The sequence below is a fragment of the Nocardia sp. NPDC059195 genome (assembly GCF_042754695.1).
Lineage (GTDB): Bacteria > Actinomycetota > Actinomycetes > Mycobacteriales > Mycobacteriaceae > Nocardia.
In genome coordinates this window covers 1-24,137 of sequence record NZ_JBHZBG010000016.1, presented here as the reverse complement: position 1 = coordinate 24,137, position 24,137 = coordinate 1, and the positions used below count along the sequence as shown (strand labels likewise).

General features: G+C 67.5%; 24 protein-coding genes. 10 read left to right on the top strand and 14 right to left on the bottom strand.

Going from position 1 to position 24,137, the window contains the following annotated elements:
• Positions 1-44: 44 nt before the first annotated feature.
• On the bottom strand, positions 45-1,418 hold the full coding sequence (locus ACFXKN_RS20615) for an RNA polymerase sigma factor (RefSeq protein WP_378944910.1): 1,374 nt from the start codon (positions 1,416-1,418) through the stop codon (positions 45-47).
• Positions 1,419-1,664: 246 nt separating this feature from the next.
• Complete coding sequence (gene ppgK, locus ACFXKN_RS20610) at positions 1,665-2,423, bottom strand: polyphosphate--glucose phosphotransferase (RefSeq protein ID WP_379433618.1); 759 nt, start codon at positions 2,421-2,423, stop codon at positions 1,665-1,667.
• Between the two features lie 108 nt (positions 2,424-2,531).
• On the opposite strand from ppgK, the gene ACFXKN_RS20605 reads away from it, so the two are divergent.
• Positions 2,532-3,449, top strand: a complete 918-nt coding sequence (locus ACFXKN_RS20605) for an inositol monophosphatase family protein (protein ID WP_379433617.1) — start codon at positions 2,532-2,534, stop codon at positions 3,447-3,449.
• A gap of 45 nt (positions 3,450-3,494) precedes the next feature.
• Here the strand turns inward: ACFXKN_RS20605 and cei are convergent, their stop codons facing one another.
• On the bottom strand, positions 3,495-4,178 hold the full coding sequence (cei, locus tag ACFXKN_RS20600; protein WP_378944921.1) for an envelope integrity protein Cei: 684 nt from the start codon (positions 4,176-4,178) through the stop codon (positions 3,495-3,497).
• Between the two features lie 375 nt (positions 4,179-4,553).
• Here cei and ACFXKN_RS20595 point away from each other — a divergent pair, with 375 nt between their 5' ends.
• Complete coding sequence (locus ACFXKN_RS20595) at positions 4,554-4,856, top strand: DUF4193 domain-containing protein (protein WP_056811237.1); 303 nt, start codon at positions 4,554-4,556, stop codon at positions 4,854-4,856.
• An 84-nt stretch (positions 4,857-4,940) separates the two neighbouring features.
• Here the strand turns inward: ACFXKN_RS20595 and ACFXKN_RS20590 are convergent, their stop codons facing one another.
• On the bottom strand, positions 4,941-5,477 hold the full coding sequence (locus tag ACFXKN_RS20590; protein ID WP_378944924.1) for a DUF3093 domain-containing protein: 537 nt from the start codon (positions 5,475-5,477) through the stop codon (positions 4,941-4,943).
• 72 nt (positions 5,478-5,549) lie between these two features.
• Between ACFXKN_RS20590 and dut the strand changes: the two genes are divergently transcribed.
• Together dut and ACFXKN_RS20580 are read left to right on the top strand one after the other, a co-directional pair.
• Positions 5,550-6,020, top strand: a complete 471-nt coding sequence (gene dut, locus ACFXKN_RS20585) for a dUTP diphosphatase (RefSeq protein WP_378944927.1) — start codon at positions 5,550-5,552, stop codon at positions 6,018-6,020.
• Between the two features lie 5 nt (positions 6,021-6,025).
• Positions 6,026-6,934, top strand: a complete 909-nt coding sequence (locus ACFXKN_RS20580) for a DUF3710 domain-containing protein (protein WP_378946202.1) — start codon at positions 6,026-6,028, stop codon at positions 6,932-6,934.
• Positions 6,935-7,038: 104 nt separating this feature from the next.
• On the opposite strand, the gene ACFXKN_RS20575 is transcribed toward ACFXKN_RS20580, so the two are convergent.
• A complete protein-coding gene (locus tag ACFXKN_RS20575; RefSeq protein WP_378944932.1) occupies positions 7,039-7,803 on the bottom strand; it encodes an alpha/beta fold hydrolase in 765 nt (254 codons plus the stop codon).
• 74 nt (positions 7,804-7,877) lie between these two features.
• Here ACFXKN_RS20575 and ACFXKN_RS20570 point away from each other — a divergent pair, with 74 nt between their 5' ends.
• The 3 genes from ACFXKN_RS20570 to ACFXKN_RS20560 all read left to right on the top strand — a co-directional run bounded on the left by ACFXKN_RS20570 (position 7,878) and on the right by ACFXKN_RS20560 (position 9,809).
• Positions 7,878-8,285 carry an OB-fold nucleic acid binding domain-containing protein gene (locus tag ACFXKN_RS20570; RefSeq protein WP_101466671.1) on the top strand — a complete coding sequence of 136 codons (408 nt, stop codon included), beginning with the start codon at positions 7,878-7,880 and terminating at the stop codon, positions 8,283-8,285.
• A gap of 3 nt (positions 8,286-8,288) precedes the next feature.
• Complete coding sequence (locus tag ACFXKN_RS20565) at positions 8,289-9,035, top strand: DUF3159 domain-containing protein (protein ID WP_378944936.1); 747 nt, start codon at positions 8,289-8,291, stop codon at positions 9,033-9,035.
• Positions 9,036-9,164: 129 nt separating this feature from the next.
• Positions 9,165-9,809, top strand: coding sequence for a sigma-70 family RNA polymerase sigma factor (locus ACFXKN_RS20560; RefSeq protein ID WP_378946205.1), 645 nt, complete (start codon positions 9,165-9,167; stop codon positions 9,807-9,809).
• Positions 9,810-9,812: 3 nt separating this feature from the next.
• Here the strand turns inward: ACFXKN_RS20560 and ACFXKN_RS20555 are convergent, their stop codons facing one another.
• Together ACFXKN_RS20555 and ACFXKN_RS20550 are read right to left on the bottom strand one after the other, a co-directional pair.
• On the bottom strand, positions 9,813-10,484 hold the full coding sequence (locus ACFXKN_RS20555; RefSeq protein WP_378905736.1) for a potassium channel family protein: 672 nt from the start codon (positions 10,482-10,484) through the stop codon (positions 9,813-9,815).
• Between the two features lie 4 nt (positions 10,485-10,488).
• Positions 10,489-11,154: a potassium channel family protein gene (locus ACFXKN_RS20550; protein WP_378944941.1), complete on the bottom strand. Its 666-nt coding sequence runs from the start codon at positions 11,152-11,154 to the stop codon at positions 10,489-10,491.
• Positions 11,155-11,325: 171 nt separating this feature from the next.
• Here ACFXKN_RS20550 and ACFXKN_RS20545 point away from each other — a divergent pair, with 171 nt between their 5' ends.
• Positions 11,326-13,323, top strand: coding sequence for an APC family permease (locus tag ACFXKN_RS20545; protein WP_378944944.1), 1,998 nt, complete (start codon positions 11,326-11,328; stop codon positions 13,321-13,323).
• Between the two features lie 36 nt (positions 13,324-13,359).
• Positions 13,360-14,718, top strand: coding sequence for a class I SAM-dependent RNA methyltransferase (locus ACFXKN_RS20540; protein ID WP_379433616.1), 1,359 nt, complete (start codon positions 13,360-13,362; stop codon positions 14,716-14,718).
• A gap of 36 nt (positions 14,719-14,754) precedes the next feature.
• On the opposite strand, the gene ACFXKN_RS20535 is transcribed toward ACFXKN_RS20540, so the two are convergent.
• The gene (locus tag ACFXKN_RS20535) at positions 14,755-15,432 is read right to left on the bottom strand and encodes an SIMPL domain-containing protein (protein WP_378944953.1); all 678 of its coding nucleotides are present in this window, start codon (positions 15,430-15,432) and stop codon (positions 14,755-14,757) included.
• 170 nt (positions 15,433-15,602) lie between these two features.
• Positions 15,603-17,597, bottom strand: a complete 1,995-nt coding sequence (gene glsA / locus ACFXKN_RS20530; RefSeq protein ID WP_378944956.1) for a glutaminase A — start codon at positions 17,595-17,597, stop codon at positions 15,603-15,605.
• A gap of 129 nt (positions 17,598-17,726) precedes the next feature.
• Between glsA and dxs the strand changes: the two genes are divergently transcribed.
• A complete protein-coding gene (gene dxs / locus ACFXKN_RS20525; protein WP_378944959.1) occupies positions 17,727-19,625 on the top strand; it encodes a 1-deoxy-D-xylulose-5-phosphate synthase in 1,899 nt (632 codons plus the stop codon).
• Positions 19,626-19,673: 48 nt separating this feature from the next.
• Here dxs and ACFXKN_RS20520 read toward each other — a convergent pair whose 3' ends face one another.
• From ACFXKN_RS20520 to ACFXKN_RS20500, 5 genes are all read right to left on the bottom strand, one after another.
• Entirely contained in the window at positions 19,674-20,546 is an 873-nt protein-coding gene (locus ACFXKN_RS20520; RefSeq protein WP_378944963.1) for a class I SAM-dependent methyltransferase, read from the bottom strand.
• A 154-nt stretch (positions 20,547-20,700) separates the two neighbouring features.
• Positions 20,701-21,459: an ESX secretion-associated protein EspG gene (locus ACFXKN_RS20515; RefSeq protein ID WP_378944966.1), complete on the bottom strand. Its 759-nt coding sequence runs from the start codon at positions 21,457-21,459 to the stop codon at positions 20,701-20,703.
• Between the two features lie 2 nt (positions 21,460-21,461).
• Positions 21,462-22,751 carry a hypothetical protein gene (locus ACFXKN_RS20510; protein ID WP_378944969.1) on the bottom strand — a complete coding sequence of 430 codons (1,290 nt, stop codon included), beginning with the start codon at positions 22,749-22,751 and terminating at the stop codon, positions 21,462-21,464.
• Complete coding sequence (locus ACFXKN_RS20505; RefSeq protein ID WP_378944972.1) at positions 22,751-23,143, bottom strand: hypothetical protein; 393 nt, start codon at positions 23,141-23,143, stop codon at positions 22,751-22,753. Before ACFXKN_RS20505 ends, ACFXKN_RS20510 begins: the two co-directional genes overlap by 1 nt.
• 24 nt (positions 23,144-23,167) lie before the next feature.
• A complete protein-coding gene (locus ACFXKN_RS20500; protein ID WP_378944975.1) occupies positions 23,168-23,698 on the bottom strand; it encodes a DUF3558 domain-containing protein in 531 nt (176 codons plus the stop codon).
• Positions 23,699-24,137: the final 439 nt, after the last annotated feature.

The following is a 24,137-nucleotide window of genomic DNA, read 5'->3' as shown; positions in this document are numbered from 1 at the left end:
CCGCACCACCGAATCGGTGGTGCGGGCCTCGTGTCGTAGAACCGTTAGTCGAGGTAGTCGCGCAGAACCTGCGAACGGCTCGGGTGGCGCAGCTTGCTCATCGTCTTCGATTCGATCTGGCGGATGCGCTCACGCGTGACGCCGTAGACCTGACCGATCTCATCGAGGGTGCGCGGCTGACCGTCGGTGAGGCCGAAGCGCAACCGCACCACGCCCGCCTCACGCTCGGACAGGGTCTCCAGCACCGACTGCAGCTGATCCTGCAGCAGGGTGAAGCTCACCGCGTCGACAGCGACGACCGCCTCGGAATCCTCGATGAAGTCACCGAGCTGGCTGTCGCCCTCGTCGCCGATGGTCTGGTCCAGCGAGATCGGCTCACGCGCGTACTGCTGGATCTCCAGCACCTTCTCCGGCGTGATGTCCATTTCCTTGGCGAGCTCCTCCGGCGTGGGCTCACGGCCCAGGTCCTGGAGCAACTCGCGCTGGATGCGGCCGAGCTTGTTGATCACTTCGACCATGTGCACCGGAATACGGATGGTGCGGGCCTGATCGGCCATGGCGCGGGTGATGGCCTGACGGATCCACCACGTCGCGTAGGTCGAGAACTTGTAGCCCTTGGTGTAGTCGAACTTCTCGACCGCGCGGATCAGGCCCAGGTTGCCTTCCTGGATGAGGTCCAAGAACGCCATGCCGCGGCCGGTGTAGCGCTTGGCCAGTGAGACGACCAGTCGCAGGTTGGCCTCGAGCAGGTGGTTCTTGGCCCGGTTGCCGTCGCGCACGATCCAGTTGAAGTCCCGGCGTGTCGTCACCGAGAGTTTCTCGCCCGCCTCGGCGAACTCGCGCATCTTCTCCGCGGCGAACAGGCCGGCCTCGATCCGCTTGGCGAGTTCGACCTCCTCTTCGGCGTTGAGGAGCGCGACCTTGCCGATCTGCTTGAGGTAGGCGCGCACCGAGTCGGCGGAGGCGGTGAGTTCGGCGTCCTTGCGTGCTTGACGCAGCGCTTCGGACTCCTCCTCGTCCCAGACGAAATCGCCGGAGGCCTTGTCCTTCTCGGACGGCTCCGCGGTATCGGCTACCTCGGTGGTTTCCTCGGCGACGTCTTCGACGACGACTTCCTCGCCGACGAGTTCGTCCTCGGCGACTTCGAGATCACCGAGATCGTCGACGTCGACCGACTCGTCGTCGAGCTGCTCGTCACCGCCCTCGCCCGAGGTCGCCTTCTTCGCGGCGGTCTTCTTGGCCGGAGCCTTCTTGGCGGCAGCCTTCTTCGCCGGCGCCTTCTTGGCTACGGCTTTCTTGGCCGGGGCCTTTTTGGCGGGGGCCTTTTTAGCCGGCGCTTTCTTAGCCGGGGTTGCGGCGTCGTCGGCATCGGCGTCGGAGGCCGAGTCGGCGGTCTGACGGGTATTCGTGGCTACCACGTACGCCCTTTCGTGACGGTCTCGTGCGGCGTCACGCCAGAGTGGTTTTCCGGCGGAGCGGTCGGTCGGGTTGCACCGGCGATGCGTCGGCCGGGGGAAGTCGGCGCTCGTTCACCGACCTTCTCGCGACCGGCCGCGGCCGGAAGGTTTCACCGGCTCACCGCCGGACGTGTTCCATTGTAACGATCCAACCAGGGTACTCATGGCACGATGCCACCCAGGCGTTGCGTCGCAGGCCGCGCCGGGCTACGGCGCGATGCCCGCATCGATGGCCATCGCCGCGCCGACGATACCCGCGGTGTTCTTCAATACGGCCGGAATCACGGGAGTTCGGTTGGTGAGCAAGGGAATCCACTGTTCGTGATCACGGCTGATGCCGCCGCCCGCCACGATCACCTTCGGCCAGAACAGATCCTCGATGTGACCCAACACGCGACTCACCCGCTGCGCCCACTCGGGGTAGGTGAGATCCTCGTTGTCCTTGACCGAGGCCGCGGCGAGATCCTCGGCGTCGGCGCCATCGATCTCGAGATGGCCGAGTTCGGAGTTGGGGATCAGCACGCCGTTGTAGAGCAGCGCGGAGCCGATGCCGGTGCCGAAGGTGAGCAGCAGGGTCAGCCCGGAGAGGTCTCGCGCGGTGCCGTAGGAATCCTCGGCCAGGCCCGCGGCGTCGGCGTCGTTGAGCACGGTGACGGCTCGCCCACCCAGTGCCTGCGCGAACAAGGCGCGGGCATCGGTGCCGATCCAGGCCTGGTCGATGTTGGCCGCGGTTCTGGCGTGGCCGTCGAGCACCACACACGGCATGGTGATGCCGACCGGGCCGTCCCACCCCGCCTGCGCCACCAGTTGGGCGACCGCCGCGGCGACGGCCGCGGGCGTTGACGGCTGCGGTGTCGCGATCTTGATGCGGTCATGGGTGAGCAGCCCGGTGGCCAGATCGACCTCGGCGCCCTTCACCCCGCTGCCGCCGATGTCGATCCCGAATGCGTGCCCCCGAGTGGACATGGTTCAACCCCTTGCTGACGCGGTCGATGTGCCTGACAGGCACCAGCAAGCAGAGTAGCGGTAGTCACCTCTCGCGCGACGCGCCACGACATGTGATGCGATGGAGCGGTGCCCGAATACACCGAGCCCGAGACTTCCCCCGCCCCCGCCCCCGCCCCCGCCCCCGTCGCATCCGCCGATTACGAGCAGTTGCGGCGCCTCGCCGTCGAGCTCGCCGAAGCGGCCGCCGCGCATGTGCGCGCCCGCAGGCCCGAGGTGTTCGCCGAGGACGGACCCGTGGTGGGCGCCGTGGCCACCAAGGGGCACGTCACCGATCCGGTCACCATCGTCGACACCGAATCCGAACAGCTGATCCGTGGCCTGCTCGCCGAGCGCAGGCCCCACGACGCGATTCTGGGAGAGGAGGGTGGCGGCGATGTCGGCGCCACGGCATCGGGCACTGTCACCTGGGTCGTCGACCCGATCGACGGCACCGTGAACTTCCTCTACGGGCTACCCGGCTACGCCGTCTCGGTGGGTGCGGTGGTCGATGGCAAGCCCGTGGCGGGCGCCGTGGTCGACGTAGCCGCCGCGACCACCTACAGTGCCGCACTGGGCGCTGGATCGCACGCTGTGCGCCCGGACGGCACCCGCGTGACACTTCGCTGCAGTAGCGAGGATTCGCTCTCGGTGGCCCTGGTAGCCACCGGCTTCGCCTACGGCAGCGTGCGCCGTGCCCGCCAGGCGCAGCTGCTCACGGAGATCCTCCCGCAGATTCGCGACATCCGCCGCCTCGGCGCCGCCGCCATGGACCTGTGCCATGTCGCCGCGGGCAGGCTGGAGGCCTACTACGAACACGGCCTCAACGCCTGGGACTGGGCCGCGGGCGCCCTCATCGCCGCCGAAGCGGGCGCGGTCGTGCACGTCCCCCCGGTCACCGTCGGCGGTGCCGCGGGCGAACTCACGGTCGTCGCCGCCCCCGGCATCGCCAAGGACCTCAACGACCTACTCGACCGCGCCGGCGCGCCGACCGCGCTCCCGGACTGACAATCGCGGCCGAAAACCAGCGGCGCCGGCCGCAAAGACATCAGCTCAGCATTTGACTTCGCGCGCGGCGTCGAGGAGGTCCGGGTCGATCGAGGACGAACTCGCGCCAGGGGCCAGGTTCTTCAGCGACCGGAGCACCGCCTCGGCGTCGGCGCCGGGGCGCAGCGACTCGCCGAACGCCTGCCCGAGAACCAGATCGACGGTGTCGTCGGTGCGCGGGTCCTCGATCAGCTCGGCGCAGGGTGCGATCAACTGCACCGAGGCGGCCGCCGGTCGACCGTTCACGCCGTACCGGATCTGACCGGTGCAGGTGAGGTCGCCTGCGACGTAGACCGGATCGTTACCGACCTGTGTCCCCGGCGCGCCGGCGAAGCCGAGGTCGGCCAGTGCCGAGGCGATGTTGCCCGCCTGACCGCTCTTGCCGTTGGCGTTGAACACCCGCACCCTGGACTCCGACAGGGCCGCCGGGTCGACCTCGGCGAGCCGCGTCGGACCCACCCGGGTACCCAGAGCCGCGGGCTGCGGTGCGCTGGTGGCCGTCGGTGTGCTCGGCGGGTTGCACGCCATCGGTTCGTTGCTGTCGTCACGGGTTCGGAACGCCGTGATCCAGACGAACAGGCTCACCAGAGCCAGCACGAGGACCAGCGCGAGCCAGAGCTCGGGCCGCCGCCGCGGAAAGGGTTTGCCGTCGCGATCAGTCGCGCTGCCTTCGGTGATCAGTGAAACCACGCGCTCACTCTACGAGTCCCGCCGCGGTACGCGAGTCGGGGAGGTCTCGGCGAGTTTCCCAGCAGGTGACGATTCGTCGTCGGTTTCGGCACGGCTGGGGTTTGATTGCGACTTTCGCCCGTTGGTCCGCTATTGTCTGCCCGCCCAGATCGAATATTTACCGGTGAAACGGTGGTCGGTCGCGGGAACAACAAGGGCATGTCCTGCGTTTACCGAACGCTGTCGGAGTAGATCGCTAGCCGGTCGAACCTGATAGTCGACCGGTGCACGTGTGAGGTGCACCACCGGCGGGGCGGTACGAACGCCGGACCCCTGCGGGGTTACGGCAATCGACTGATCCGGGATATACGGAGTAAGGACTGAGGGGAAGACGACATGGCAACCGACTATGACGCACCGCGGCGCACCGAATCCGACGAGGTGTCGGAGGATTCGCTCGAGGAGCTGAAGGCGCGCCGCAACGAGGCGCAGTCCGCCGTCGTGGACATCGACGAATCCGATACAGCGGAATCGTTCGAGCTTCCCGGCGCGGATTTGTCCGACGAGGTACTCAGCGTTCGGGTGGTCCCGAAGCAGGCTGACGAGTTCACCTGCTCGAGCTGTTTCCTCGTGCATCACCGCAGCCGACTGGCCACCGAGAAGGGTGGCCAGTTGATCTGCATGGACTGCGCGCTCTAGCGGCAAGCAGTGTGCGGCACCTTGCGGTCGACATGATCCGCACGGGCCGCGCAGTCTGATCCGGTACGGATCAGCGAGGAAGGGTCAGCCCGCGCTCGGGAGTCCGAGCGCGGCCAAGACCCGGTCCGGCCTGCGCGTACTGACCAACCAGTACGGCGTCGGGTCGTCCGGGTCGTCGAGCACCAGCAATGCCAGCGGGCCGATCCAGGCCCGGTGTTGCACATAGGCGGCGGGGTCGAGTTGTCGGCCCAGCGCCGCACTCTTGGCCGTCGGCGCGACGGCCGTGGCGCGCGCGACGAAGCTCACCGGTAGGTGGGCACGGTCGACGCGCAGTTCCGCCGTACCGTCGTCGGCCACGGTGACATCCAGGCGATGCCTGCTCATCCACAACAGAATCCAGACCGGGACCGGCGCCAGCAGAACGTAGGGCAGCCAGGCCCGTAGCCCCGGCGCGCCCATGTGGATCTCGGCCGCGAGCAGGCCCGCGATCGCGAAGCCGACCGGCCACCACCACAGCGGCACCCACAGGCGCTCGGAGTAGGGCGACGGACCCTGCGCGCTCGGCGCGCGGTGGTCGGTGTCCGCGGTCGCGGTGGTCGGGGAATCGGGCTGGTCGGGCACCCCTCAACACTAGGTCACCGCACCAGGGCTGCGACGAGAAGGTCCGGCCTCGACCGCGTAGTCTCGACCGATGTGAACGCACTTGCACCGATTCCGCTGCGGCGGCTCGATCCCGGCATCCCTGTGCCGACGCGTGCCCATCCGGGTGACGCGGGCGTCGACCTCTGTACCACCGAGGATGTGATCATCGAACCGGGCGAGCGGGTGCTGGTCGGCACCGGGATCGCGATCGCGTTGCCGATGGGCACGGTCGGCTTGATCCATCCCCGTTCCGGCTTGGCCGCGAAGGCCGGTCTGTCGGTGGTCAACACGCCCGGCACGGTCGACGCGGGCTACCGCGGTGAGATCAAGGTGTGCCTGATCAACCACGACCCGCGCACCGCCATCGAGCTGCGTCGCGGTGACCGCATCGCGCAGTTGCTGGTGCAGCGGGTCGAGCCGGTCGATTTCGCCGAGGTCGACGATCTCGACGACACCGCCCGCGGCACCGGCGGATACGGGTCGAGCGGCGGGCACGCCAGCCTGGCCGGCAAGGAGGCGTGATGGGTCTGTTCGGGAAGAAGAAGCGCGCGCGCGACGACGATGCCGACTACGTCGAGTACGACGACGCCGACTACGTCGAGTACGACGAGGCGGACTACGACTTGGACGCGGACTCCGACGAGTACGACACCGACGAGTTCCAGCGCCCCGACTTCGCGCGCCTCGACTTCGACGACGCGCCGACCGATGAGCGCATCTACGGCAACTTCGACCACGCCCCCGATGCCGCCGCAGGCCCCTACGACATCAGCGAGGTCTCCGACGAGGCGATCTCGCGGCGCCTCGACCTGGGTTCGGTGCTCATTCCGGTGCCCCAGGGCGGGCAGTTGCAGGTGGAGATGAGCCCCGACGGCACCCCGCAGGCGGTGCACCTGGCCACCGAGCACGGCAGGCTCACCGTCGCCGCCTACGCCGCGCCGAAGTCGGCGGGCCAATGGCGCACGGTCGCCGCGGATCTGGCCGAGTCGCTGCGCGGTGACGGCGCGAGCGTGGCCGTCGAGAAGGGCCCGTGGGGCCGTGAGGTCAAGGCGATCACCGAGGGCGCCGACCTGCGCTTCATCGGCGTCGACGGCCCGCGCTGGATGATCCGTCTGGTCGCCGCCGGTCCCAAGGGCGCCGTCGACGACCGCAGCCCGCTGATCACCGCCGCGCGCGCGGTCCTGGCCGACGCCGTGGTCCGCCGCGGTACCGAGCCACTGCCCGTGCGCGACCCGCTCCCGGTGGTCCTACCCCAGGAACTGGCCGAACAGCTGGCCGCCGCCCACCAGCAGCAGGTCCAGGCCCAGCAGGACGCCCTCGAGGCCCAGGCGGCCGCCGCGGCCGCCCCGCCGCCCTCGGCCCTCCCGCCGAAGCTGCCGGACGAGCCGCGTCGAGGCGCGGACGGTTCGGCCATGCAACAACTAGGCCTGAACTAGGCTTTCCCGCCTCTCCGCGACTTTTGCCGGTCGTGGGGAGGCGGTTCAGCTAGTGGCCGGGCCGGCGGTTCGGGGTGAGTTTTGTGTTGGGGGTGCCCGGCGAGTTACCCATGTACTCGCGAAATCAGTTGTTCTGCAAGGCTTTCCGTTGCCTGAGTGGTCGCTGGCAGTAACGCGCTCAACTCTGCGAACCCGGCATGCCCGAGTATTGCCGGGTCGGCGCCGAGCTCGGCGAGTGTCACTCGGTGCAGTCGGGCCGACGGCAATGTTGCCGCCCATTCTTCGGCGACGGCGATCGGGTGTACCGGGTCGTCGGTCGCGCCGACCACCGCGACCGGCACATTGTTGGCGGCCAACGCTGCCGTCGACGGCCACGCGTACCCCGCGGCCTCGTCCAGCGCCGCGGGTAGATGCGGCCACTGTCCGCGCCACGACTGGGTCAGCGCGTCGGCCAACCACGGCGGACTCGACGCCCGCATTCGCTCGATCACCGCCTCCAGGCCATCGGCTCGCAGTTGCTCGGCGGTAACCGAAGCGCTCAACGCCGCTGGGCACGCGGCGGTTTCGGCACCCGTCCAGGCGGGTAATGCTGTGATGACACCGACAACCGCGGTACGGTGCTCGGCTGCCCAGTCGAGTGCGATCGCGGCGCCGAGGGAGATGCCCGCGGCCAGGACCGGACCGCGCGCCGCGGCAGCGTCCAAAGCCGCGGTACAGCTCCCGATCACGGCCTGCGGGTCCGGTTCGACGGCGTGGAACGCGAGTCCGTGCGCATGGGCGGCAGGCCCGAACGCGCGGGCGGCGAAAGCGGCATCGGAGCCGGTCCCCGGCAGGGCGACCACGGTGACCTGGGGTGGGGTGCACAACACCGACCGAGCGTAGCGGCCGGGCGTTTGCCCATCTACAGTGGCGGTGTACGGCCAACTAGCGGGAGAAGCGTGCCATGTCGTCATCCACGGGCGGACACAAGTCGGGATCGGGTCCGGACTCGGGATATTTTCGTCGACTCGGTCGTCGTCTCACCGCCGATATCGATCAGCTCGACGCCGAGGAATTGGCGGAGACGGTCGATGCCTCCGGTGCCCGGCGGGCCAAGGATTGCTGTCGCGGTGAAGAGGCGACGATTCTGGGCAGGCTCCGCAGTGTCGAGGCGTGTCCGAAGGCGGCCGGTGCCACCGTGCAGGCCGAGTTCTTCGACGGCACCGACGCCATCACCCTGGTGTGGATCGGGCGCAGGCGCATTCCCGGAATCGAACCGGGCAGGCGCATTCTGGTCCGCGGCCGCGTCGGCGACCGCGACGGCCGTAAGGTGATCTTCAACCCCTACTACGAATTGCGCGGGAACAGCTGACGTATGCCCTCCAGCGACGAGTACCGCATTGCCGCGGACCCCGAAGCCACCGTGGCGTTGCCCGTGGTCACCGATGAATCGGTGGACCCGGAGATCGACACCGAGGTCGAGAAGGCCGAACAGACCTTGCTCGAGCAGCTCGGCGGTTTCAGCGGCCTGATCTATTCCACCCTGCCCGTTCTGGTCTTCGTCCCGGTGAACACCTTCGCGGGCCTCACCGTGGCCATCTGGGCCGCCCTCGGCGTCGCCGCCGCCATCCTCATCTGGCGGCTGGTGCAGCGCAGCCCCATCCAGCCCGCGATCTCCGGCTTCCTCGGTGTCGGGGTGTGCGCGCTCATCGCCCAGCGGGTGGGGGAGGCCAAGGGCTTCTTCCTGTTCGGCATCTACACCAGCCTGGTGTACGCGGGCGTGTTCGCGCTGTCGATCCTGCTGCGCAGACCGCTCGTCGGCGTGATCTGGGGCGCGCTCAACGGCCACGGTCACCGCTGGCGCACCGACAAGCGCGTTCGTCAGCTCTACGACCTGGCCACCGGCGTCTGGGTGGTCGTGTTCGGTGCCCGCTACCTGGTGCAGTCACAGCTCTACGACACCGACCACACCACCTGGCTGGCCGTGGCGCGCATCGGCATGGGCTGGCCGCTCACCGCGATCGCCCTGGTGGTCACCGTGTGGGCGGTGCGCCGCGCCGGACATCTGCCTGCCGAGAAAGCCGACAAGTCCGGTGCCGGAACGGAATCCGTGTCCGCGTAAGGGTGGGTAGCGCGCCGCCGGAGGTGGGGAAGTACCCACCCTGGGGTGCCTGGTTGCGACCGCCTGTTCGTCGCACGATCAATGCGTACCGAAAAACACGCGATGATCGTGAGAGGACCGGCGACCATGATGGCAACCGAGCACCGAAATGAGCGACCGGCCACCGCTGCCCGCCGCGACGCCGCCAAGATCCCGGCGCCGGTGCTGTCGGAGAGCAAGCGCATCGGCGCCGAACTCGACGCGCTGATCGGCCCGGCCGCCCGCGGTGACCGCGACGCCGTCGCGGAGATCCTGCGCCTGGTGCATCCGCTGGTGCGCCGGTACTGCTCGGCGCGGATGGGCACCACCGGCCATCTCACCGTCACCGCCGAGGATGTCACCCAGGAAGTCCTGATCGCCACCGTCACCGCCATCCCGCGCTACCGCGATCAGGGCAAGTCGTTCCTGGCCTTCGTCTACGGTATCGCCGCCAACAAGGTCTCCGACGCCTTTCGTCGCGGCAAGCACACCGCCTACCCGACGGCCGACCTCCCCGACACCGCGAGCGCCTCTGCGGGACCGGAGGACTGGGTACTCGCCTTCGAACGCCGCGCCGCCACTCACGAACTGATGAAGGTGCTCGCCCCGAATCACCGGGAGGTGCTGGTGATGCGGATCGTGCTCGGCTGGAGCGCGGCCCAGACCGCCGAGGCCATCGGCACCAGTCCCGGCGTGGTCCGGGTGATGCAGCACCGCGCGCTCACCAAGCTGCGCGCGGAACTGAAAGTGGCGTAAGGGCTACGGCCTCACACCGTGCGTCGCCAGGGTCAGCCGCAGGTCCTCTTCGGCTTCCACCGAGGTGACGAACAGCAGTTCGTCGTCGCCCTCGAACGGATCGTCGGGTTGCGGCACGATCACCCGGCCACCGCGCAGGATCGTCACCAGCGCGGTGTCGCGCGGCATCGACAGCGTGCGCACCGGTTTGCCGGCCAGCTGGGTATCGGCGGGCAGGGTGATCTCGACCAGGTTGGCCTGTCCCTGACGCAGCGTCATCAGCCGCACCAGATCACCCACCGACACGGCCTCCTCGACGAGCGAGGCGAGCAGCCGCGGTGTCGATACCGCCACGTCGACGCCCCACGACTCGTTGAACAGCCATTCGTTGCGTGGATCGTTGACCCGAGCCACCACCCGGCGCACCCCGAACTCGGTCTTGGCGAGCAGCGCGTGCACCAGATTCGCCTTGTCGTCACCGGTGGCCGCGATCACCACCTCGTAGGTCTCGAGATCGGCGTTCTCCAGCAGCGACAGCTCGCAGGCGTCGGCGTGGACCCACACGGCGTCGGGGATGGCGGCCGGGTCGATGTGGTCGAGCTGGCGTTCGAGCAGCATCACCCGATGCCCCCCGCGCAGTAGTTCCCTGGCGATCGAGCGCCCGACCGCGCCCGCTCCGGCGATGGCGACCTTCATATGTTCAGTCCTCGCTCACGGGGGCTTTGGCGGCCAGGGCGATCGCCTCGCCGACGGTGCCGGACGTGGCCGCGACATAGACGATGTCGTCGGCCTGGACGATCGTCTTGGATTCGGGAAGCAGGCCCTGGCCGAAGCGCAGGATGAACGCCACCCGCACCTGCAGTTCGCGTTCCAGATCGCGGACCGTGCGGCCGGACCAGTCCTCGTGCAGGGTCAGCTGGGTCACCGCGACCGCGCCGGTGGGATCGCGCCAGGTGGTGGTCGAGTTGTCGCCGATGAGGGTGCGCAGGAACCGGTCGGTGGTCCACGGCACGGTCGCGATGGTCGGGATGCCGAGCCGTTCGTACACTTCGGCGCGCTTGGCGTCATAGATGCGAGCCACGACACGTTCGACACCGAACATCTCCCTGGCCACCCTGGCCGAGATGATGTTGGAGTTGTCACCGGAGCTCACCGCGGCGAACGCGTCGGCCCGCTCGATCCCCGCGCGGGTCAGCACCTCGCGATCGAACCCGACGCCGATCACCTCCTGCCCGGTGAAGCCCTCACCGAGGCGGCGGAACGCCGCGGGATCGCGGTCGATGACCGTGACCTCGTGACCCACCCGGGTCAGCGCACGCGCCAGTGACGAGCCGACGCGCCCGCACCCCATGATCACTACGTACACCGTGCACCCTCGTTCCTGGCCTACCCGTGGCGTCCGGCAAGGACCGTACCCGCCGGATGCTCCCATCGCCCATTTTCCCCGCGCCGACGCGGTACAAACAATCCGGACATCCCCGTGACGCCGATGAACGTGCGCGCGAAGGTGCTCCTCAATTCCTCTATGCTCAGCCCGGTGTCCAAGTTGACGACGGCAGCCAAGCGTGTGCTGCTCGGCAGGCCGTTCCGTAGCGATACGCTCGGCCACACGCTGTTGCCCAAGCGTATCGCTCTTCCGGTGTTCGCTTCCGATGCGATGTCGTCGGTCGCCTACGCCCCGGAGGAAATCTTCCTGGTGCTGTCGGCGGCGGGCATTTCGGCCTATGTGTACGCGCCGTGGGTCGGTCTCGCGGTAGCCCTGGTGATGGCGGTGGTCGTCGCCAGTTACCGGCAGAACGTGCATGCGTACCCCTCCGGCGGTGGTGATTACGAGGTCGCGACCACGAACATCGGCCCCAACGCGGGCTTGACGGTCGGCAGCGCGCTGCTGGTCGACTACGTGCTCACCGTGGCGGTGTCGATCTCCTCGGCCGCCTCCAATATCGGGTCAGCCATTCCGTTCGTCGCCACGCACAAGGTGCTGTTCGCCGTGGTGGCGATCGCGATTCTCACCGCGATCAACCTGCGTGGCGTTCGCGAATCCGGGACCGCCTTCGCGATTCCGACCTACGCGTTCATCTTCGGCATGGGCGCGATGCTGGTCTGGGGTCTGTTCCGGACCTACGTGCTCGGTGACGACATCCAGGCCGAGTCCGCCGGATTCGGGCTCAACGCCGAAGACGAACATCTCTACGGCATTGCTTTCGCCTTCCTGATCGCGCGCGCCTTCTCCTCCGGCTGCGCGGCGCTGACCGGTGTCGAGGCCATCAGCAACGGTGTTCCCGCGTTCCGGAAACCCAAGTCGCGCAATGCCGCGACCACCCTGCTGCTGTTGGGTTCCATCGCGATCGTGCTGCTGATGGGCATCATTATTCTGGCCCAGAAGATCGGCATCGTTTACGCCCACGACACCTCGAATCTGATCGGCGCACCCGCCGACTACCACCAGAAGACGCTGATCGCCCAGCTCGCCGAGACTGTGTTCCACGGCTTCCCGATCGGTTTCTTCTTCATCACCATCGTCACCGCGCTGATTCTTGTGCTGGCCGCCAACACCGCGTTCAACGGTTTCCCCGTGCTCGGTTCGATTCTCGCGCAGGACCGCTACCTGCCGCGTCAGCTGCACACCAGGGGCGACCGGTTGGCCTTCTCCAACGGCATCCTGTTCCTGTCGGGCGCGGCCATCGCGTTCGTGGTGCTGTTCGGCGCCGAGGTGTCCAAGCTCATCCAGCTCTACATCGTCGGCGTGTTCGTCTCGTTCGTGTTGAGCCAGACCGGCATGCTGCGGCACTGGACGCGGCTGCTGCGCACCGAAACCGATCCGGCGCAACGGTCGAAGATGAAGCGGTCGAGGGTCATCAACGCGATCGGTCTGACGGCGACTGGTGCGGTGCTGGTGATCGTGCTGGTCACCAAGTTCTTCGCCGGCGCCTATATCGCGATCATCGTGATGGTGGCGATCTTCATCGTGATGAAGCTGATCCGCAAGCACTACGACTCGGTCTCGCGCGAACTCGACGAATCCGACTGGGACGGTGTGCTGCCCAGCCGCACCCATTCCCTGGTGCTGGTCTCCAAACTTCACCTGCCGACCCGCCGGGCGCTGGCCTACGCACGGGCGACCCGCCCGGACACCCTCGAAGCGGTGACGGTCAACGTCGACGACGCCGACACCCGCAAGCTGGTACGCGAGTGGGAGAACAGCGAGATCAACGTGCCGCTGAAGGTGATCGAATCGCCGTACCGCGAGGTCACCAAGCCGGTGCTCGACTACGTCAAGCGTGTGCGCAAGAACGCACCGCGCGACGTGGTTACCGTGTTCATCCCCGAATATGTGGTCGGCCACTGGTGGGAGCAGGTACTGCACAATCAGTCCGCGTTGCGGTTGAAGGGCAGGTTGCTGTTCGAGCCCGGTGTGATGGTGACGAGCGTGCCGTGGCAGCTCAGTTCCTCCGCCCGCGCCAAGCAGACAGCAGATGTGAACGCACCGGGATCGGTGCGCCGAGGTTTCGAACGACCAGGAGATCGCGAATGAGCGGCGCACCGGTCGAGGGTGAGAGTGGGTGTAGCCGTGAGTGATTGGAGCGGACAAGAATTCGAGGTCCGTCTCGGGGCGCCGGGGCACGGTGGTTTCATCGTCGCGCGCCACGAGGGCCGGGTCGTGTTCGTGCGACACGGGCTGCCCGGTGAGCTGGTGCGGGCCCGGGTGACCGAGGACCGCGGCGGTTCGTTCTGCCGCGCCGATGCCGTCGAGATCATCGAGGCGTCCCCGGACCGGGTGCCCGCGACCTGTCCCGTGTCGGGACCGGGCGGTGCGGGGTGCTGTGATTTCTCCTTCGCCACGCCCGCGGCGCAGCGTGCGCTCAAGGCCACGGTGGTGGAGGAGCAGCTGCGCCGGTTGGCCAAGATCGAGCGTGAGGTGGCGGTCGACCCGATCGCGGGTGATTCCGGTGCGGTCACCGGCGGTTGGCGCACCCGTGTGCGGTTGGTCGTGGACCGTGCGGGGCGTGCGGGTGTGCATCGCTACCGCAGCACCGAGGTGATCGCGGATCTGGGCTGTCCGCAGCCTGTCGCCGGTGCGCTCGACGGTGTCGCGGATCGGCTGTGGACGCCGGGGGCAGATGTGGTCGTCGCGATCGACGGCGACGGTGTGCGGCACATCGTGGAATTGGCCGAGACGCCGGCCGGCGGCCCGTCCGGTCGCCCCGAGACTCCGCGTGGTGCGAGTCGCGGTCGTGGTCAGCGTCCGGGTCGTCGTCGTGAGTCGGCGCCGCCCGCGGGTGATGAGCGTGGTGCGATCCGGGACCGGGCGGCTTCGCGGAAGTCGGCGATGAACGCGCCTCGTGAAGAGTGTGTGGTCGAAGGTTCAGGTCGGGTTGTGGAGTATGTGGCGGGGCGTCGCTGGGAACTGGCGGCGACAGGGTTCTGGCAGGCACATCGTGGTGCGGCGCAATGCTATTCGGATCTGATCGCCGAATGGTCGGGGCTTGCTCCCGGTGGGTCCGGGTGGGATCTCTACAGCGGTGTCGGTGTGTTCGCCGCACGTCTGGCCGAGCAGACGGGACAGACCGGTGCGGTGACCGGTGTCGAGTCCGCCCGGTCGGCAGTGGTCGACGGTGCTGCGGCGCTGGGTGATCTGCCCTGGTTGGAATTGCGTAGCGACCGGGTCGAGCGGTGGGCTCGAAGTGCCTCCGGTAGGCCGGATGTGGTGGTTCTCGATCCGCCGCGGGCGGGTGCGGGTAAGGATGTCGCCGCCGCCGTCACCGATGCCGATCCTCGTCGGATCGTCCATATCGGTTGTGATCCAGCGGCTTTCGCCCGTGATCTGGGGTTGTACCTGGATGCGGGCTATCACCTTGCGGAGTTGCGGGCGTTCGACGCTTTCCCGGCTACCCACCATGTGGAGTGTGTGGCGTTGCTCGACCGATGACAGGGGTTCGGTAGGGCTGCGGACCTCGGGAGGGGGTCAGTCGAGGGCCCACGTCACTCGGACGCTTGCGCCGACTTCGGTTTCCCCGGGGACCATGGGGACGGGGGAGCTGGCGCGGGCCATCAGCATGGGGGACGAGTCCATCTCGGCACTGATGTCGTAGGCGCGGATCGACGGGGGAGCGGTGTCCTCGGTGATCTGGAGGACGGCGCCCAGGGTTACCCCGGCGCGGGTCGCGTACTGCTCGGCTTTCGCCTTCGCGTCGTCGAAGGCCGCGTCACGGGCTTGCTCGAGCAGTGGAGCCGGGTCGGCGATGCCGCGAGTGAGGCCGCCGAGGCGGACGTCGTCACCGCCCGCCTTCACCGCGGCGGCAACGGTTTCGGCGGGGCCGGTGCCGGTGCCGGTGTCTTCGCGCAGCGCCACACTGAGCCCGGTGGACGCCAGGTAGCCGGAGATCTCGTTGCGCCCGTTGTCGGTGTAGACGGTCTCGGTGCGCACGCTCAAGCCACTGGTCGCCATGTCCGCATCACTCACCCCGGCGGTCCGCAGCGCCGCGACGACCGCGCTCACCCGGTCACCGGCCCGCCCATACGCCGCGGCGACGGTGTCGGCGCGCGATTCCACCGACAACGTCAACCGGATCAGATCGGGCACCGCGCGCACCACCCCGCGCCCGAATGTGGTCGTGCTCGCCTGCCAGGACTTGTTGCTCACCGCGGTACTCCTGTCGGTCGAAGGCTGCTGTGCTGCTCAACGTCTCGCACCCGGACCGAGTTCCATGGCCCGGGTGAGTAATTCTCGGTGTTGCCAGAGGTGGGGTTCGGAGATGGTCAGTAGTTCTCGGCGTTCGCCGATACTGTTCGGACAGCAGCGTTTGGAGATGGTCAGTAATTGTCGGCGTTCGCCGATACTGTTCGCACCGCTGCGTCCATTTGTGCGTACGCCCCGGCCGCAAGTCGTTGCAGCAGGGCGAGTTTCAGCTGGGGGTGCTGCTCGGCGAGCTCGTCGAACACCGCCGGACTCATCACCGCCACTCGCACGTGCGTCTCGGCGACGATCTCGTTGACGAACGGTTCCTTGATCAGCATCGGAATCTCGCCGAACGACATCCCGGCCGACAACGTCACCAGCCGATGCACCCGCCCGTCGGTGCCGGGAAACGTGACCCGCACCCGCCCGTCGAGGATCAGATACAGCCCCGACCGTTGCGACGCGCGCTCGGCGATCACCTCACCACGGGCGAACGTGCGCACCTCGAAATCCGCGCACAACCGGTCCAGATCGGCCGTGTCCAGCCCGACCAGCAGCGGGTGTTCGTCGAGGCTTATCGACGTGCCGACGCCTGTGCCCGGCTGCCGATGCCGGTCCAGCACGACGTCCTCGCACCATTCGGTCGCCGTGTCCCGATCGATGAACACCCGCCCGAGCGGGTCGTCGGGGTCAAGACTCGACACCTCGTGCCCGAGCTTGGCGTCGGGATCGACCAACGCCACCCGGCTGCCGCGCCGCACGAGCTCGGTCTGCAATTCATCGAGCATGTGGCGGGCCACCTGGCTCACCTCGCCGACGCGACGCAGGTCGATCACCAACGCGTCCAGCTCGTCGGCCCTGCCCTCGATCGCCCGCACCGCACGCTCGGCCCCGGCGAACAACAGGTCGCCGTGCAGTTCGTAGACCCGCGCCCGATCACCCTGCTCGGCCAGCACCGCGGCGTCCTCGGGGGTCCGGCGCAACCGCGACGGCAGCTGCGCCACCGAGTAGTCGGCGCGGATCGCCGTGCGCGCCGACCGAGTCACGTGACAGAAGTGCAACTCGAGCCGCCGCGACAGCTCGCGGCACGCGGCGGCCCCGCGCACACTGTTGCCCTGCTCGTCCAGCCTCGGCGAATACACCGAGATCCCGAGCTGACCGGGCAGCACCGCGATGATCCCGCCGCCGACCCCGCTCTTGGCGGGCAGTCCGACCGTGGTCACCCAGTCACCGGCGGCGTTGTACATGCCGCAGGTGGTCATCACGCTGAGCACCCGTTCGGTGAGCGCGGTCGACAGCGCCCGTTCGCGGGTTCTCGGATTGACCCCGTTGTCGGCGAGGGTCGCGGCCATCACGGCCAGATCGGCGCAGGTGATCTCGATCGAGCACTGCCGGAAGTACCGGTCGACCGCGTCGTCCGGGTCGACGTCGATGATGCCGACCGAGCGCAACATGTACCCGATCGCCCGATTGCGGTACCCGGTGCGGGCCTCGGATTCGTAGACCGCCTCGTTCATCGTCAACTCGCGCCCGGCGAACCGGGAGTAACAGCGACGGACCCGCTCGAACTTGTCGGCGGCGTCGCGGCCGTTGATCAGCGAGGCCGCGGTGATGGCCCCGGAGTTGATCATCGGATTGCTCGGACGCTGGCTGTCCGGTTCGAGGCTGATTTCGTTGAACGGTTCGCCCGACGGCTCCACATCGATGTGCGCGGCCACCCCGTCGAGCCCGCGATCGGCGAGGGCGAGCGCATAGGTGAACGGCTTGGAGATGGACTGGATGGTGAAGCTGATGTCGGTGTCGCCGACCTCGTAGACGAGCCCGTCGGCGGTGGCCAGGCACAACCCGAACGAATCCGGTGCGACCGCGGCGAGCTCGGGGATGTAGTCGGCGGGTGCGCCGGAGGTGTCGTCGCGGCAGACCGCGTACACCTCGTCGAGTATGCCCGCCACCACACCCGGGTCGATCGTGCGCGTCGCGCCGTGCGGTCGGGTCACAGCGTCACTGTAGGTCGCGTCGTCGGCGGGCCGGGCGGGGACGCGCGGGAGATTGTCCTCACAGCCGAGAACGCGGTGAGGTAAGCCTTTGCCGAACCCGATTTCCGCTCGCGCGTCCTGTTCAGCGGGCATGCGGGAGTATCGTCGTCGCGACCGTAGGCCTTGCCGTGCCTACGCGGGGAAGGGCCCGCGGGCCGGTGCCCGTCACGCGGGCAAATACACTGGGCAGATCACAATGTAGTCCGGAGGGAGCGAGTTCAGGTGGGAGTGCTGTCGCGGGTGGATTCACCCGAAGATCTGCGCCGGCTGAGCGTGCCGCAACTGCGGGAACTGGCGGGCGAGATCCGCGAGTTCCTGGTGCAGAAGGTCGCCGCCACCGGAGGCCATCTCGGCCCCAATCTCGGGGTGGTCGAGCTGACCATCGCCCTGCACCGGATTTTCGATTCGCCGGCCGACCCGTTGATCTTCGACACCGGTCACCAGGCGTACGTGCACAAGATCCTCACCGGCCGCAAGGATCGCTTCGACTCGCTGCGCAGCCGCAACGGCCTGTCGGGCTACCCGAGTCGCGCCGAGAGCGAACACGACTGGGTCGAGTCCTCGCACGCGTCGGCCGCGCTGTCCTACGTCGACGGCCTGGCCAAGGCGTTCGCGCTCACCGATCAGGACCGCACCCCGGTCGCGATCGTCGGGGACGGCGCGCTCACCGGCGGCATGTGCTGGGAGGCGCTCAACAACATCGCGGGTGCCCCCGATCGTCCGGTGGTGGTGGTGGTCAACGACAACGGCCGTTCGTATGCCCCCACGATCGGTGGACTCGCCGATCGCTTGACCGCGCTGCGCACCCAGCCCGCCTACGAGCACGCGCTCGTCGCCGGGAAACGCATTCTGAAAAGTATTCCCGCGGTAGGGGATTCGGCGTATTCGATGGTCCACGCGCTCAAGGCCGGGATCAAGGACGCGGTGAGCCCGCAGGAACTGTTCTCCGACCTCGGCATGAAGTATGTGGGCCCGGTCGACGGCCACGATCTCGTCGCGCTCGAGGCGGCGATGCGGCGCGCCAAGGACTTCGGTGGTCCGGTGGTCGTGCACGTGGTCACCCGCAAGGGCAACGGTTACGAGCACGCCGAGAACCACGTCGCCGACCAGATGCACGCCTGCGACCCGATCGACGTCCGCACCGGCCGCCCGCTGGCGGGCAAGAAGCCGAAGGGCTGGACCGCGGTGTTCTCCGAGGAGCTGATCGAACACGGCTCGCGTCGTGAGGACATCGTCGCCATCACCGCCGCCATGCCCGGCCCCACCGGTCTGGCCGCGTTCGGCGAACGCTTCCCCGAGCGCATGTTCGACGTCGGCATCGCCGAACAGCACGGCATGGCCTCGGCCGCCGGTCTGGCGCTGGGCGGCATGCACCCGGTGATCGCCATCTACGCCACCTTCCTCAACCGCGCGTTCGACCAGCTCTTGATGGACGTAGCGCTGCTGAAGCAGCCCGTCACGGTCGTGCTGGACCGCGCGGGCGTCACCGGCCCCGACGGTGCCAGCCACAACGGCATGTGGGACTTCTCGCTGCTCGGCATCATCCCCGGCATCCGCGTCGCCGCCCCCCGCGACGGCGCTACCCTGCGCGAGGAACTGGCGGAGGCGCTCGCCGTCTCCGACGGTCCCACCGTGCTGCGTTTTCCGAAAGGCAGTGTCGCCGAAGACATCACGGCCGTGGAACGTCTCGACGGACTGGATGTGCTGCGGCTGGCCGTCCCCGGTGCCGGTTCGGCGCAGTCCCAGCACGGTGACGTCCTGATCGTCGCCGTCGGCCCCTTCGCCGAGACCGCCATGCAGGTCGCCGAACTGCTCGATCCCCAAGGGATTTCGGTCACCGTCGTCGACCCGCGCTGGGTCATCCCGGTTTCCGACACCCTGGTCAAGCTCGCCGAGAACTACCGCCTCGTCGTCACCGTCGAAGACGGCGGCCTGCACGGCGGCATCGGCTCCACCGTTTCCGCCCGCCTGCGTGACGCGGGTCTGGACGTCCCCACCCGCGATCTCGGTGTGCCCCAACAGTTCCTGGACCACGCCTCCCGCAACGAGATTCTCGAAGAACTCGGCCTCACTCCCGATGCCATCGCCCAGCGGATCGGCGGCTGGCTGCAATCGCGCTGATCCGGGCCGTATAGCGCGCGGCCGAGTACCCGCTGAGCCGTTCTCGGCTCAGCGGTCAGGCCGCCGGGCCACGACGGCGAAGTTCAACGGGATGCGCGGCGTGCCGTCTCGCAGCGTCCACCCTTGCTCGCAGGGCACGAGATCGGAAAACGCGGGCCAGTCCATATAGGGCAGTTCCGTCAACGCCTCGATCACGAGCCCGGCCCCGAGCAGCGCTCCGACGATCTCCCCCAGATCGTGGCGCCACTCGTGATTGGTGGTGTGGGTGATCTGCCCGTCCGATTCCTCGGTGTAGGTACCCGAGTCCGAGTAGCTCCGAGCACCACCACCGCCGAGGTAGTCGTCGTCGATCGCCCACGGTTGGCACTGCATCGCGCCCAGAATCGGATGGTCGTCGCGGATCACGAACACCCCACCCGGTTCGAGCAGATCATGGATCGACCGCGCCCACGCGGTGAGCTCCGGCAGCCAGACGATCGTTCCCGCGCTGGTCACGATGGTGTCGAAGCGCCGGTGGAGCACTGCCGAGGCGAACCGCGCGTCCCCTTCGACCCAGGTGATGTCGCGACCGTCGGCCTCGGCGATCCGCGCCGCGTGTCGCAGCGAGTTCGGCGACAGATCCAGTCCGTGTACCTCCACCGCGCCCAACCGCGCCCAGGACACGGTGTCGGTGCCGATGTGGCATTGCAGATGCAGCAGGGACCGACCCTGGATCCCGGATGCCGGGAGGTGTGGCGCCAGCATCGCGAGATCGTTGCGCACCACCGAGGAAATGTCGTCCGGATCGGCCAAGAAGGCATCGACGTCGTACATCCGCGAACGCGCGTGCACGTCGGCCCGGTCGTCCCAGTTCGCGCGGTTGGCGGCGATCGCTTCGGCTTCGGGCACAACCGGTTCAACCGGCGGATTCTGAATTGCCATGAACACCTGTATAGCCCTGTAACTGCCTCGGCGCGAGGGAGTTTCCGACGACCAGTCGGAGGATGAAGCCATTCTGCCTCAGCGGCGCGACAGCTGCCCGCTGCTCCGAATCGACATCGACCCCGCCGCAACCCGCGGCAGGGTCGATGCGTGCCTATCGGTACGCGGGCTCGTTGTCCTCGCGATAGATCGCGAGCGCCGATTTCATCAACCGCACCAGCGCTCCTCGCGCGTCACCGGTATCACCTGGGCGTGCCTCGATCACCGAGCCACGTTCGGTGATCAGGTAGCGCCCATCCGGGAAATCCATGACGTGGAAGCCCTGACCGGGTTGCGGCCGGTTGTCGATCGCGGCGCCCGGATAGCCCGCCACATATACCAGTGTCGACCGTGTTCGCCCGAAGAAATCATCCGCTTTCTGCTGCGGAGTGCGCCGATCGGCCGCCCACGGATCGTAGGGCGTTTCCTCGTCGATGTCGTTGCTGTTCATCGTGAACCCTTCCCCGGCTGCCGCCCCCGTCTTCGGCAGCCGGGAAAGGAGCTTGTCGGGCAGCTGCTCGATCTCGAGCATGCTCATCCGGATGTCACCACCGTCGCGGTCGAGCGGCACCCGCTGCTGTTCCACCAGCACCGCCTGCTGCCCCTGCACCGCCGCGAACGACCGCAATTTCTCCCCGTCGCCGTACCCGGCCAGTTCGAATCGCGCTTCCGGCTCGCGCAGAATCCGCAACGCCGTTTCCAGGGACTGGTCGAACATCGGCAGAATCCGCTGCGCCTCGTCGTGCCACAGCCGGTCGTAGTCGTCCACGGTCACCGCATCCGATTGCGTCTGCAGGGGGTAGGGCAGCACATCCCGATCCGCCGCCCGCCACAGCACGGTGAACCCGAGGGCGCTGAACTGCCACTGAGTCACGTTCACTCTCCGATCACAGGGGGAACGGTTCTGGCTCGCTGATCTTCGCTGAGCCCGGTGAGTTCTTCACCGTTCTCCTGAGTGATCAGATAGTCCTTCGTCCCGGCTTCCTTCTCGTCGTCGCCCTTGCCGCGACCGGCACCGGCACCCATACCGCCCATGCCCGACATTCCACGGCCCGCGCCGCCGGAACCCGCGCCGCCTGCGCTCGCGCCCGCCTTCCCAGCGGTCGCGCCTCCTGGCGTGCCCGGAACGGCCGCTCCTGGAACGCCGGAACCGGGTGTGCCCGCACCGGGCGAACCCCCGCCTGGCGAGCCACCGGTTCCCATCGGTGTCGTCGAGGCGGGTGTGGTGCCTGCCGGTGAGGTCGGGGTGGTCGGCACGGTGGACTGTGGTGTCGTCGCGGCCGGCTCCGTGCTCGACGGCGTGGTGTCGTCGCCGGTGTCGTCGTCGGAGGGATCCTCCGTCGTCGGCTGTTCAGTGGTCGGTTGTTCGGTGGTGGGCTGTTCGGTAGTGGGCTGCTGGGTGGTCGGCTTCGTGCCGGTGGTGTCGTCTTTGCTGCCCTGGTCGTCGCCCGGCTTCGATCCGGTGTCGAGGGGGTTGTAGGGCTGTGGCACCAGTGGGACATCGGTGTCCGCGATCTTGATCGCCTCGTAGTAGATGCCCTTGACCACCTCCGCCCCTTCGGATTTCGCGGTGTCGGCGTTGTGGCTGTCCATCTTCCAGGTGGGTCCGGGGATATAGCTCGCGATCCCGCTGAGCGTGGACCCTTCGTGCGGCTTCACCCGATCCTTGGCGATCTGCATGGCCGACTCGACGACCTTCACCTTCTCGGCCATCATCTGCGCCGACCCGAGGAGGTTGCCCGACTTCTCGACATATTCTTTGATTCCCGCACCGGCGCTGGCACCCGCGTTGCCGGTCCATTTCTCGGCGATCGCTGTCCCGATCTGGGCGTCGTAGGTCTTGAACCCCTCTTCGAGCTTGTTGCGCAGGGTTTCCCAGCGGGTGTGCAACGTATTGACGTCGGTCATCGACATCGCGGAGACCCGCTCGTACAGATCCGACATCTGGCTCGGCTCGTCGTACGAGACAACCTGCGGCTTCTGATAGGTGCCGTCGAAGTCGGTCTTCAACTCCGCCAGCCGATTCCGTGCGATGTGTGCGTCCGGACTCTCATCCGTTGAGCGGGTCGGCTTGCTGCCATCGGCGTAATCCTTCAACGTGAGGTAGGTGCTACCTCCCGGGATGGTGTTGACGACGGCCCTGCCGAGGTTGTCCAAGAATGACACTATTGACCACCGGGGATGTTGGCGCCCTGGGAATTCAGCGCTTGTGCTTGAGCTACTTGCTGGTCTTCGTACTTCTTCACCGAGATCTCGATGGTGTCGCGGATGAGCTCAAGGACCGCTATATGCTCCTCAAAGGCAGTTTTGAAATCTCGTTCGCCACCGATGGCCTTCATGCCGAGCATCGTCGCCAGCTCGTCGGCTGCATCGAAGCGGCCGAGTCCGGTGACGCTGGCCAGCATCTGGAGATCATTCTTGAGCTGCGTGAATAGGGCGATTTGTGTATTGCTTGCATCCCGGCAGCTTGTAGCGACCGACGGATCCAAGTAGAGGCGTCCTGCTTTGGCCTCTTCGTTCAGGTACTGCCAGCGGGACTTCTCGTCAGTTGGAGCCACCGCACCCCCTATATCGTTGTAATTCTATCGTGGAAGGAGTGGAACGATCGCTTCTGCAATCGGTGTTAGCCGATCGCATGGCGGTACAGACTTCGACTTAGAGCTGACATTCAGCATGCCGAGTTGTACGAATCCCGTGCTTGTCGGGAACATGATCGTGCAGTCTTCATTTACATCGTTGTGGCTTTGCCGGTACTTAGTTCCTGCGCGGCCGGCGATAGTCACGTCTGCAAAATCGACGTTGCCGGGCTTTGCCCTGACTTCATCGGAGGTGTGCACTGACGATGCGACCGAGATCCCGTAATTCGGCGGGAACTCGTTCTCTTCCCACAGGCAGATCTTCCATCCTGGCTCTTCTGCTCCGAGGATGCCTGACCGCTTCGATGCGAGGTCGATGTCGAGGCTTGTCAACGTCGAATCCGGGATCTGCGAACACGGATCCCACAAAGCCGCCGTGGCCGCCGACAGATCCGTAGACGTACTCGGCTGTGCGTTCCCACTCTCAGTGGTGGAACATCCCGCCACCGCAAGCACCCCACACAACACAGTGGTCACCACCACAGACCGTCGCCGCACGAGCATCCTCCGTCTTCCCCGATCACCGAGCCACACCAGCCGGCCGAGCCCGTCACCAACCCCACGGCCGCCCCGAGTACTCCCCGCACCCGGCCACCCCGTCGTTCCGCACAGCCTACGACACCACCCCACCCAATTCACCCCACAGCCCCCGCCCCATGGAACCTCCACAACCACACCGAGTTCCGCCGCGCCAAAATTCTGCCAACCCTCCACAGCAACCCACGCCCGCCGGCCGACGGCCGCGAGTCACACGGTCGAGCCCTATCCTCACCGCCCTGCCCATCCCGCACAATCGCGCACCGATGTGGCACTCCTGCACACCCTTAGACGCACCGAAGCCCGTTCTGGTTCCATCGATTTCACCACCATCATCAACCCATCCCGATCCGCTACGCTCGGCCATTGGCACTGCGTG